Annotated in this window: 13 protein-coding genes; 12 read left to right on the top strand and 1 reads right to left on the bottom strand. The window is 59.1% G+C overall.

Going from position 1 to position 11,642, the window contains the following annotated elements; all coding sequences use genetic code 11:
• The first annotated feature begins 117 nt into the window (after positions 1-117).
• On the top strand, positions 118-462 hold the full coding sequence (locus ACYZTS_RS02560) for a hypothetical protein (RefSeq protein WP_028623531.1): 345 nt from the start codon (positions 118-120) through the stop codon (positions 460-462).
• Complete coding sequence (locus ACYZTS_RS02555; protein WP_028623530.1) at positions 459-773, top strand: helix-turn-helix domain-containing protein; 315 nt, start codon at positions 459-461, stop codon at positions 771-773. The genes ACYZTS_RS02560 and ACYZTS_RS02555 overlap by 4 nt, the downstream gene beginning before the upstream one ends.
• Positions 774-817: 44 nt before the next feature.
• Here ACYZTS_RS02555 and ACYZTS_RS02550 read toward each other — a convergent pair whose 3' ends face one another.
• Positions 818-2,242, bottom strand: a complete 1,425-nt coding sequence (locus ACYZTS_RS02550; protein ID WP_028623529.1) for an aminotransferase-like domain-containing protein — start codon at positions 2,240-2,242, stop codon at positions 818-820.
• Between the two features lie 148 nt (positions 2,243-2,390).
• On the opposite strand from ACYZTS_RS02550, the gene ACYZTS_RS02545 reads away from it, so the two are divergent.
• From ACYZTS_RS02545 to ACYZTS_RS02500, 10 genes are all read left to right on the top strand, one after another.
• Positions 2,391-3,491 carry a hypothetical protein gene (locus ACYZTS_RS02545; protein WP_028623528.1) on the top strand — a complete coding sequence of 367 codons (1,101 nt, stop codon included), beginning with the start codon at positions 2,391-2,393 and terminating at the stop codon, positions 3,489-3,491.
• Positions 3,492-3,532: 41 nt separating this feature from the next.
• Entirely contained in the window at positions 3,533-4,813 is a 1,281-nt protein-coding gene (locus ACYZTS_RS02540; RefSeq protein ID WP_461993795.1) for an ATP-grasp domain-containing protein, read from the top strand.
• Positions 4,814-4,847: 34 nt separating this feature from the next.
• Positions 4,848-5,345, top strand: a complete 498-nt coding sequence (locus ACYZTS_RS02535; protein WP_028623526.1) for a RidA family protein — start codon at positions 4,848-4,850, stop codon at positions 5,343-5,345.
• 81 nt (positions 5,346-5,426) lie between these two features.
• On the top strand, positions 5,427-5,897 hold the full coding sequence (locus ACYZTS_RS02530; RefSeq protein ID WP_461993793.1) for a cupin domain-containing protein: 471 nt from the start codon (positions 5,427-5,429) through the stop codon (positions 5,895-5,897).
• 188 nt (positions 5,898-6,085) lie between these two features.
• On the top strand, positions 6,086-6,730 hold the full coding sequence (gene yfcF, locus ACYZTS_RS02525) for a glutathione transferase (RefSeq protein WP_461993792.1): 645 nt from the start codon (positions 6,086-6,088) through the stop codon (positions 6,728-6,730).
• A 30-nt stretch (positions 6,731-6,760) separates the two neighbouring features.
• Entirely contained in the window at positions 6,761-8,101 is a 1,341-nt protein-coding gene (locus ACYZTS_RS02520; RefSeq protein ID WP_461993790.1) for a KamA family radical SAM protein, read from the top strand.
• A gap of 23 nt (positions 8,102-8,124) precedes the next feature.
• Positions 8,125-8,997 (top strand): branched-chain amino acid aminotransferase, encoded by an 873-nt coding sequence (locus tag ACYZTS_RS02515; protein WP_461993788.1) that lies wholly within the window; start codon positions 8,125-8,127, stop codon positions 8,995-8,997.
• A gap of 20 nt (positions 8,998-9,017) precedes the next feature.
• Positions 9,018-9,776, top strand: a complete 759-nt coding sequence (locus ACYZTS_RS02510) for a TauD/TfdA family dioxygenase (protein WP_461993787.1) — start codon at positions 9,018-9,020, stop codon at positions 9,774-9,776.
• A gap of 66 nt (positions 9,777-9,842) precedes the next feature.
• Complete coding sequence (locus ACYZTS_RS02505) at positions 9,843-10,802, top strand: diiron oxygenase (RefSeq protein WP_461993785.1); 960 nt, start codon at positions 9,843-9,845, stop codon at positions 10,800-10,802.
• Positions 10,803-10,816: 14 nt separating this feature from the next.
• Positions 10,817-11,617: an N-acyl homoserine lactonase family protein gene (locus ACYZTS_RS02500; protein ID WP_461993783.1), complete on the top strand. Its 801-nt coding sequence runs from the start codon at positions 10,817-10,819 to the stop codon at positions 11,615-11,617.
• Positions 11,618-11,642: the final 25 nt, after the last annotated feature.

The following is an 11,642-nucleotide window of genomic DNA, read 5'->3' as shown; positions in this document are numbered from 1 at the left end:
TCCATTCCTTTGGGAGCGAGCCTGCTCGCGATGGAAGTATTGAAGGGGGCGGAGCAGCTTGTCTGAGGGCTCATGCTGCAATTGCCAAGCTGTGAGCAAATTGCCTATAGTTTGGCCATGCAAACTGTCTTCTTTGAAACCACATCATTCACTGCCACAGTCGGCAATTATCTGACTGATGACGAGTATCGAACGCTGCAAAATCATATGCAGCTGAATCCACACGCTGGCGACGTCATGCCTCGGACGGGTGGCTTTCGCAAGCTGCGCTGGGCTGACGGTCGCAGAGGCAAAGGCAGGCGAGGTGGCTTGCGGGTAATCTATTATTGGCTTATGAATAATGGCCAATTCTGGATGTTTGCCATTTATGACAAAGACGAGCTTGAGAATCTGACGGCCGACCAGGAAAAGGCTCTCAAGAAAGCCATAGAAACAGAGTTGAAAGTACGAGGTACCCCATGAAAAAGCGCGACCTGTTTGCAGAATTGATGCAGGGCGTTGAAGAGATGGCAGCTCAACGCGAAGGCAAGATCACGCTGCGCAACACGTCGGTGGTAGATATTCCGCCTCCAGATGTTGGGGCACAAGAAATCGTCGCACTGCGGACCAAGCTACACATGTCTCAGGCTGTTTTTGCCAAGCGTATTCGGACCAGCCCGAGCACACTGAGAAACTGGGAGCAGGAAAAGTCGAAACCTAACGCCCAGGCTGCCTTGTTGATCAGGTTAGTGGAGAAGTTCCCTGACATGGTTGATCGACTGGCAACTGTATGAGCTGTATGAATGGATAGTCGAACTGCGTAGACGCACGCTCGCCGCTACGGGTCCTCGCGTTGCATGTCCAGCAACCGCAAAAACCGCTCCCGCACCTGGACGTTGTCGCTGTGCGCGACGTTGAAACGCAGGAACTGGCTGGCGTCCGGCGCTTTGCTCAGCAGGGTCCCGGGCGCCAGTACCAGGTCGATGTCCAGACCTTTCCTGGCCAGGGTTTCGGCATGAAAACCTTCCGGCAATCGCGTCCACAGAAATAACCCTTCGTGCGGCAGCGATGACAGTGAGCAGCCAGCTTCGAGAAGCCAATGGGTGACCCGGCTGCTCGACTCATAAAGGCGATCCACCGTGCGCCGGGTGTGTTTGGCATAGCTGCCGTCGCTGAGCATCGTGCAGATGATCTGCTCCGCCAGCTCCGACGTCATGCCACCGCAGGCCATTTTCAGGGTGATCATGCGGGCGGCCAGTGGCGGTGACAGCACCGCGAAGCTGACGCGGCTGTTGGCGGTCAGGGTTTTGGAGAAGCCGGAAACGTAGCTGACGTTGTCCAACCCGCCCGCAGCCAGGCGAGGGGTGCTGCGTTGTTGCAGGTCGCAATACAAATCATCTTCGACGATGTGGAAACCGTAGCGGTGGCTCAATTCCAGCAAGCGATACACCTGGGCCGGAGTGAATGAGTGCCCGGTCGGGTTGTGCAGTACGTTGTTGGTCATGTAGAGCACGGGCCGATGCACGATCAGCAATCGCTCGAAAGCCTCCAGGTCCATACCCTCCGAACCACGGGGAATGGTAATCACCTTGGCGCCGTGCAAGGCCAGATTGGTGTGCATGGTGAAATAGCACGGATCGTCGAGCAGCACCGTATCGCCGGGTTTGACCAGCAGGCGCATGAGCATATCAATGGCTTGCACCGTGTTGGCCGTGGTGACGATCTGGTCCACGGGCGCTTCGATGCCGATGGCTGCCAGTTTGACCTGCAACGCTTCGCGCAGCGGCACGTAACCGGCGGCTACGCCATATTCCCCCATGCGCAGGGAAGTCGCGCGCAAGGTGCCGCGCACGGCTTTGAGCAATTCATCGGCCGGCAGCCACGAAGAGGGCAGAAAACCCGCGCCGGGCCGTAACGCGCCGGTGTCCTGCAGCACCGCACGGCGCACCACGCTGAGGGTGTCCTGCGGTTGCAAGTCCGGGCCGGCGTCGGTTTTCAGCGTGGTGCTGGAGCGGTGCACGTAATGCCCCGAGCCCTGGCGTGAAACCACCAGGCCTTTGGCGCGTAAGCGGTCCAGCGCATCCACCACCGTCGACTTGCCCACATTCATCAGGTCAGAGAGCTCGCGAATCGGCGGCAGCTTCGCGCCGTGCGGCAACCCGCCCTGACTGATTGCCGTTGATAACTGATCGACGATCTGCTGCACCAGCGGCACTCCCGGCTGGAACTCGATCGCGGCGATCACTGCGCGCTGCACCTGCATTTTACTGGTCTCTCCGGCAGTAAACTTCGTTCGATTCTAATCAGATTTGCTCTGATCAGAACAAGCCTGTGTCTCTACCATCACCTTACAGACTTTCCCGATTGTTCGCGCTGGACGCCTGAACAATCGATGTTTCCAGAGGTGTTGCATGAGTGCTCCAACCACACTGGCGGTTGCCAAACCAGTGATCAACATCCGCCTGTTCACGATCCGGATGATCACCGCTGTTTCGCTGTTTGCAGTGCTGGGCAAGGCCAACGTCTGGCTCGATACGGCTACCAATAGCATCCTCGCCCTCGGCTATCGCGCCTTGCTGTTGTTGCTGCCGCTGACGTTGCTGGTGCTTGGCCGTCGCTCCCTGAGCGTCACGCTGATGTGCGCCGCGCTCGGGCTGGTGCTGCTGGCGGTCACGAGTAATCAGGGCATCGTCATGTTCGCTGCGGCCTTGTTCGCCTATGGCATCGCTATCGCCGGTTACCTGATCAAGAGTGAAGCCGCGCAGACCAAAGAGGGCGCCGCCTACAACCGCGTGGCCATGAACATGGGCAGCCTGGTGGCCGGGTTGATCCTTTTGTCGCCGCTGCTTACGCCAACCCTGTTCTTTCTCGGTGCCGCAGGGTTTGTCCTGCTCTGTCTGCCGATCGCCATGGGCGCGACGTTCACCACGCAGCCCTTGGTTGCCAATCCATCGAGCCATGATGGCAGCGGGTGGCGCAACAAACTGCCGTGGGTCATCGCCGGCCTGATCATGGGCATCAAGCTCTTCGGCGTGTTCTCGATTCTGCCCCAGGCGATCCTGCTGAAGACCGGCGAATTGCCCGCCTGGTATGGCTTGATGCTGATCCTCAACAGCGCGGTGGTGGTGTTCGCCCAGATGCCGGTCATGAAACTGATCGAGCGTACCGGTCGCTTCAAGGTGGTCGCGGTCATCGCCATCATCATCGGCGGCTTCCTCGTCCTTTCATCACCGGCCGCATTTCATGTGGACACACTGATCGGCGCGCTGATCTGGGTTGCATTGCTGTCCCTCGCCGAATGCGCGTTCAGCTACCTCGACTACTTCTCGGTCAAGCAGAACAACATGTTCGTCAAGGAAGTCTCGCTGGGCGTTGGCGCCGGGCTGACGGTGCTGATCATGCGCGTCGTTCCACCGCCCTACAACGCCTTGATCCTGGCCGCCATCGGTGCGGGCGGCATCCTCGCCTGGTACTGGCTCAACCGTAAGTCCAACGCGTCACTGCACGACTGAGTCATTGCGTTTGCGTTTTTACTCCATAGTTCGGAGGCTTCATGAACACCACGTCATGCGTAGTAGTGGTCGGTTACAACGGCAATCGGGTAGACGATATCCGCAAGCTGCGTGACCTCTGCAAGACACTGTACAACGCCCGGTTGATCCTGGTGGTCGATGGCATCCGGCCCGGCGACGATCAGGTAGCCGACCACGTCTGCAGCGCCTCGCTGGCGCCCGAAAGTGTGGTCGATTCCCTCGAATGGGTGGCGGGTTGCCTGAGTGCCGACTGCTGGAAGCTGATCGGTGTGTTGCCGTTTTCCGACCGTGGCGTGCTGCTCGGCGCGGCGCTGGCGACGCATTTCGGTTTGCCGGGGATCACGCCCGCCGAGGCTCGCGCGGGATTGGACAAACAGATATTTCGCCAGCTGGAAGCCCGCTCGATCAGCGCGCCGCAAGACTACCGGCCGGTATTCTCCGCGCGCGTCGAAAGCCTCGGCGAACTGCGCCAGCGAGTGGTCGAACTGGGCGGCAAAGCCTTCATCAAACCGGCGTGCGAAGGCGCGAGCCGAGGGTGCCGCGTCATCCATCATCCGTGCGAATGCGAAGAAGCCTGGCTGGCGCTCAAACCGTATCGCGCCGGCGGTATCGTCATTGAGGAGTTGATCCAGAACGCCCGCGAATACAGCTGGGATTTTGTCGCGGGCAGCACTTGGGTCACCGAGAAGACCACCACCGATGGCGCCTATCGCGCAGAAATCCAGCAGGTCGTACCGGCACCGTTGACGGCAGAGGTACAGGCGAGGCTCGCTGCGGCCGGGCAGCACATGTCGGCGCTGGTCTCGCTGGATAACGGCGCTTATCACAATGAAGTGTTCCTGCGCAGCGACGGCCTGACCTCGGCCGTCGAAACCAACATGCGCCCCGGCGGCATGCACATCTGGGACCTTGCGCGACAGGCGTTCGTCGATTTCGATCCTTGGGAGCACTGGGTCCGCTGGGCCGTGGAAGGTCAGCCGGCAGCTCATCAACCGGTGGCTCGCGGCTATTGCGGCATCCGTTTGCTGCGCGCCCCAGCCGGCGGCCTGTTGCGCGCCGCCCCCGACATTGAATTGCTCGCCCGGGAACTGGGTATCGAGCTGGTGGAAGCGGTGTACAGCCGACGCATCGGCGATTCGGTCAGCGCTGTGGTGAAAGACAACATGTCGTTCATCGGTCACATCGTCCTGTTCAACGAACACTACGCACAACTCAGCGACGACCTGCTGCGTTTGGCCGAAGCCGTTGAATCACGCATTGAAATCAACTGTCTTGCAGTACCGGCACGGGCAGCGGGCTAATTCTTCAGGAGTATGCGTCATGAGAGTACAAAGAATGTTTGCGCAAAAAATGTCCTGTGATGAACGCTTTATCGCCCTGGCGAAAGAGTTGCGTTACGACATCTACGGCGAGAACACCGCTGGCGGCCATTACGCGCCGCTCGTCAGGCATCACGATGAACTGTACATCAGCGGTATGGTGCCGCGCATGAATGGGGAAATTCAGTACCCGGGGCGAGTGGGCATGGAACTGACCCTGAGCGATGCCCAGACGGCTGCCAGTATCAGCGCCATGCGCGCGCTCGCACTGATCGTCGATGCGATCGGTTCGCTGGACAAGATCAAAGCGCTGCTGCGCGTTACCGTGTACGTCAAGTCCACGGCAGATTTTGTCGACCTCAGCGAAGTCGCCAACGGTGCGTCGGATGTGTTCAGTCATGTGCTCGGCGATGCGGGCAAACATACCCGTACCACCGTGGGCGTTTATCAGCTGCCGAAAAATGCTGCCGTCGAAGTGGATATGATTGTGGCGCTTCGCCCTTCGGCAATATGAAGGCAAGTGGCGTGACTTTAAAAGCGTTAGCTTTTGGCCCTGTGTCGAATGATCAAATGGATAATAAGCCGGTGTGTGTGCATGAATGATAGTAAAGGCGAATATTTTCCGTATCAGGAATTTCGCGAGAGTTTGAACCGGCCGCCACAAACTGCAAAAGTGTGGAGGTGTGATGAGCTTGCGCAAGTGCGCCAAAGCCTCGAGTCCAGCGATGTCGATATTGTCGCGCTGGCTCATCACAACAGCACCGATGGCTGTAACCTGATGCCAGGGATGGCGGTGTCCATGCAGTGGCTGAAGCCCGGCGGGACACTCAATGGCCATGCTCATGCCTGGTGGCACCTGTTCATCATTCAGTCCGGTAGCGGTGAGTTGACCTTAGGCGACGCCCAAGCGGTCAGCGTCAGCGTCAGCATCGGCGATGTGCTGCTTGTGCCGGCCTGGACCCGGCACGGATTCGTCAACAGCAGCGATCAGCCACTGGCGATGCTGAACATGAGCAACATGCCGCAAATGGCGCAACTCTGCAGTTCCGCCGAGGCAGTGGTTTGATCGTCCCGGAATAATTTCTCTTCGCTATAAAAAGGGAGTTTGCTTTGCAGACTCCCTTTTTTATTTCTGTCGCTTTTAATTTCTGTATCCGTCGAAACAAATAAATTCTGTATCTATTCAGCGAAAAGCCAACTCAATACGATCGTTCCCAAGCAACCTCTTGTGAGGTTAGAGCAAAGGAGCGTTCTATGGAAAGTACCAAGCTTGAGCTGTATCTAGGCGCCGATTATGTCAGCGCATTTGCAATGTCGGTATTTGTAGCGTTGAAGGAAAAACAACTTTCGTTTGAACTGGTCACGCTCGATTTAAAGGCACGCGAAAATTATCAGGCCAGTTATCGCGATATTTCCATGACGTGCAAAATTCCCACGCTGGTACATCAGGGTTTTGCCTTGTCGGAATCGTCGGCGATCGCTGAATACCTGGAAGAACTGGCGCCGGGGCACAACAAACTTTATCCGCTCGACATCCAGCAACGTGCTCGCGCCCGGCAGCTCCAGGCCTGGCTGCGCAGCGATCTGCTGGTAATTCGCAAGGAACGCCCCGCAGACCTCATCTACTTCGGCAAGAAAGACACCCCGCTGTCAGACGACGCCTTGGCGGCCGTGGGCAGACTGTTCTTCGTCGCCGATCGGCTGCTGGAAGAGGGCGCCGAGCATCTGTTCGGTGCCTGGAGCATTGCCGACACCGACCTGGCAATCATGCTCAACCGACTGCTCGCCAACGGCGACCCGATGCCCGCACGACTTGCCGACTATGTCCGCCGCCAGTGGGACCGCGACAGCGTTCGGGCATGGATGGACATCGAGCGCGCAGCGCCCCCCATTCAGTAGTCACCGCCACAACGATTCAGGAGCGTCGCTATGCAGGGACTGTCGGAGCACGAGAGATACAAGCCCTATAACTCGCGCACCATTCGCGAGACGCCTTACTGGAACAGGCTGACGCCAGCGTTGCAGGAAGCCATGAACGTCGTCGCCAGGGTCATGCCGTTTCGCACCAATGACTATGTCCTGAGCACGTTGATCGACTGGGACAATATCCCGGACGACCCGATTTTCCGCATGACCTTTCCGCACAAGGACATGCTGCTGCCGGACGAATACGCCTCGCTCAAGCAACTGATCGAGGCCGACGATGCGGTCGCGATCAAACGTCGGATCGAGGCCATCTGGCTGCGCATGAATCCGCATCCGGCCGGGCAGCTGACGCACAACGGCGCGATGTTTGAAGGAAAACTCCTGTCGGGCATTCAGCACAAGTACCGCGAGACCGTACTGTTTTTCCCAGGCGCCGGTCAGACGTGTCACGCCTATTGCACGTTCTGTTTCCGCTGGGCGCAATTCATCGGCGAGGAAGAGCTCAAGTTCAATGCGCGCGAATCGCAAGAGCTGGTGAGCTACTTGCGGGTGCACACCGAAGTCACCGACGTGCTGATCACCGGTGGCGATCCGATGATCATGAACACCCGTTCGCTGGCCGCTTACCTCGAGCCGTTGCTGTTGTTGCCTCATCTGAACAGCATCCGCATCGGCACCAAGTCCGTGGCGTACTGGCCGCAGCGCTTTGTCAGTGACAAGGACGCGCCGCAACTGTTGGCGCTGTTTAAACGGATTGTCGCGGCGGGCAAACACCTGTCGATCATGGGGCACTACAACCACCCGGTTGAGCTCCGCCAGGACATCGCCCGGCAGGCCGTCGAACGTATTCGTGCCACGGGAGCAACGCTGCGCATGCAGGCACCGGTGATTCGCCACATCAACGACAACCCGGGCGATTGGGCGGCGCTGTGGACGGAAGGGGTACGCCTCGGTGCGGTGCCTTATTACATGTTCGTCGAGCGCGACACCGGGCCCAGCCATTACTTCGCGCTGCCGCTGGCCCGTGCCTTCGAAATCTTTCAGGCGGCCTACCGCAGCGTCTCCGGGCTGGCGCGCACGGTGCGCGGGCCTTCCATGAGCACCTTCTACGGCAAGGTGTTGATCAACGGCATCGAAACCGTCGCCGGAGAAAAAGTCTTCGTGCTGCAGTTTTTGCAGGCGCGAAATCCGCAGTGGGTGTTGCGCACGTTTTATGCGCGTTTCGACCCTCACGCGACGTGGTTTGACGAGTTGCGTCCGGCCTTCGGCGAGCGGTGTTTTTTCTTTCAGACCGACTCAGTGGCAGCACCCGAATTGATACCGGTCCTGCTCGAAACGGCGTAGGACGATTCATCAGGAGATGGGGAATGAATGGCATCCCGTTTGATCAGCGAGAAGGTTTTATCTGGCTCGATGGCGAGTTCGTCGAGTGGTCGCAGGCGCGCCTGCATGTGTTGAGCCATGGTCTGCATTACGCGAGCACGGTGTATGAAGGTGAGCGCGTGTATAACGGCAAAATCTTCAAATTGCGTGAACACAGCCAGCGTCTGTATCGCTCGGCGCAACTGATGGATTTCGCCATTCCGTTCGAGCTTGCCGAGCTGGAAGAGGCGAGCCATGAACTGCTGCGGCGCAATCAGGTTGTCGACGGGTATCTGCGCCCTGTGGCGTGGCGCGGCAGTGAAATGATTGCCACCTCGGCGCGGTTTAATCGTGTGCACGTGGCCATCGCCTGCTGGCAGTGGCCGAGCTATTTCGACCCCGCCGGGCACATGGCCGGCATCCGTTTGAAAACCGCCGAGTGGCGCCGGCCGCCACCGAGCAGCAGCCCGTTCGAAGCCAAGGCTTCCGGGCATTATCAGATCGCCACACTGAGCAAACATGAAGCCGAGAACAACGGCTTTCACGATGCGCTGATGCTCGACTGGCGCGGCAACGTCGCCGAAGCCACCAGCGCCAATGTGTTCTTCGTCAAAGGCCGCGCGCTGCACACGCCGCTGCCCGATTGCTTCCTCAACGGCATCACCCGGCAAACCGTGATCCAGCTGGCCGAGGCGCTGGATTATCAAGTCGTCGAACGCACGATTCTTCCTACTGAGCTGGGCGACTTCGACGAGTGTTTTCTCACAGGCACTGCAGCCGAAATCACACCCGTGCAGAGCATTGATCATCAGCGCTATCAACCGGGCAGTGCCTGCCGCGACTTCATTGCCGCTTACACCACAACCGTCAACGCCTGATAACCGCCAGGAACTTCACCATGTCAGATCAAGGGATTGTTGCATCCAAGCCTTATGTTGCACTGGGCCACCGCCACGAAGAATTGGCGGCACAAGGCTGGGCGGTGTTGACGCCGGACGAGTTTGCCGATGATGTTGTAGGCACACTGCAAACGTTCGGTCAGATCATTCCGCAGTTCAACGGGCAAATTGCCTTCGCCATTACCCGCAAGCCGGGCTACGAAGAATTGCCGTATTCCCAGAGCATGAACGGCATCGGCCCGCACACCGAAGCGCCGGTGTACGGGCCGCCGCCGCGCTACCTGGCGTTGCATTGTCATCAACAGGCAACCTGCGGCGGCGGGCACACAGGGTTGGTCGACGGCTACCAGTTTCTACAGTTTCTGCAGCGCACCGAGCCCGCGTTGCGCGAGTGGCTTGATGACACGCCCGTGGAGTTCGTCGCTACTGCCAAACCCGGCGAGGCCGCGCAGCGTCGGGTCAAGGAGTACATCCTCACACCGACCGAGGACGGCGACATCTTCCGCTTCAGCTACAACCAGTTTCACTACGGCGATGTGAACCCGTCCAGGGCTGATTTGCAGCGCTCGAAGGTCGCTGGCAGCTCATCGCCGCTGGCTCGATTCGCGAAGCTGGGCGAAGCCTATTTTGTGCAGCACAACACGCCGGTGCTGATTCCTGATGGCTGCCTGCTGATCTGGGATAACTGGCGCATGATCCACGCCCGCAGTCGTTACACCGATCCGGCCCGGAACCTGACCCGCTATTGGCTGGCCTGATGTATCCGTCGTGCACTTTTCAATTGGCGTACCCCGTGCGGGTACGCGTCCTACAGGTAACGTGTCATGCAAACAGCAATCGAGATCGCCAAGGTCGATCATCAACTGGTCGTGCGGCTCAATCAGGCCTGGACCAAAAGGGCGACCGTGTGTTCGCCGGACAAGCTCGCAGTCAGCGAAGCATTCGATCCGGCGTTGGCGGACTACCCGGAATGCATGGTGCCGTTTTTCCACCATCCGACCTTCCAGGCGCTGAGCGATGAGCTCAAAAGCAGCGTGCTGACCTGGGGCTGGATCGGCTACAACCTGCGCACCGTCACTGCCGAGGAACATGTGGTCAACCCGGCCCTGAGCGTCATCGCCAATCAGTATCTGGGCAAGGACGACTGGCATTTTCGCGAGGCGATGCAACAGACGCTGATCGATGAGCACTACCACACGCTCATGCACCTGCGCGCCATCGAGCGAACCAGAGAGCAGCGGTCGCTTGATCAGGATCTGGACCTGCCGCCGTCGGTGACCTACCTGCGCCTGATCGCCTTGCGCGAAGAACTGCCGGAGCAATGGCAGCGTGATCTGGCGGCGATCACGTTTGCAGTGGTGGCCGAAATCAGCGTCAACGCGTACCTGGATTTGCTCGCGGATGACCACACTATCCAGCCGCAAAACCGTCGCGTGGCCGAGCTGCACAATCGCGATGAATATGCGCACAGCAAGATTCTCGCCGAGGTGGCCAAGGTCATGTACGCGAACATGCCTGACGTGCAACGCAGCTTTTTCGCACGCACCTTGTCGGTGGCGCTGAGTGCTTTTGTCGCCCAGGACTACTCGATGTGGGAAGCCATTCTGACGCAGCTTGGCGTCAAGGGCGCCGCGCAGATCATCGCTGACACGCGGGAGAGCAACAAGAACGCGACGATCATGCGTGACTACAGCGGCCTGCATCGTTTGGCGGAGGATCTGGACATTCTTGAGCAGATCGACTTCGATTTTCGACCGACCCTCAAAACCACTGCCGCAGCGTGAACCGGGAAGTGAAAATGACCATTCCTGTGTACGAAGTGTTCGCCATCCGTGTCGGCGCCAATGCCCAGCGCACCGCGCGGGAAAACTTTCTCTACGATGCCTGCTGCGGCGACCCTAACGCGTCGATGCCGCTGGATTATTACTTCTGGGTGATTCGCAACGAGCAGCGCGTCATCGTCGTGGACACCTGTTTTCAGCCGGCGACGGCGCAGCGGCGAGACCGTCAGATGTATCGCCTGCCGGAAGAATCCCTACGCTTGCTGGATATTGATCCGACGCAGGTTGATGATTTGATCCTGACGCATCTGCATTGGGATCACGCCGGTAATCTGGGCTTGTTTCCGAAAGCGACGGTGCATCTGCAGGAAGCGGAACTGCGTTTCTGCACCGGGCCGAAAATGGCCCATCGCACGGTAAACAAAACCTACGAGGTCGAGGACGTGATGTCGGCGTTGCCGCCGTTGTTCGAAGGGCGGATGCGTTTGCACAATGGCACGGTCGAGGTGCTTGCGGGCGTGTCGCTGCACTGTGTCGGCGGGCATACGCCCGGCAGCCAGGTGGTGCGTGTGCACACCGAGCGGGGCTGGATTGTGTTGGCCTCGGACGCAGCGCATTTGTGGGCGAACATCCGCCAGCGCAGCCCGTTTCCGATTCTCGATGACATGGCGCAGACGCTGGAAGGGTTCAGCCTGATCGACCGTCTGGCCGATGGCGAAAATCATGTGATCCCCGGCCACGACCCGCTGATCGCCGAGCTGTTTCCGCACTGGAACGACGATCCGCACATCATCTGCCTGCACCAGAACCCGAGCTGAAAATCACTCGAGCCCCGTGGGAGCA

Source organism: Pseudomonas sp. TMB3-21, assembly GCF_054898145.1.
Note: the sequence above shows the minus strand (reverse complement) of the source record. Positions and strands in the feature narration are given on the sequence as shown.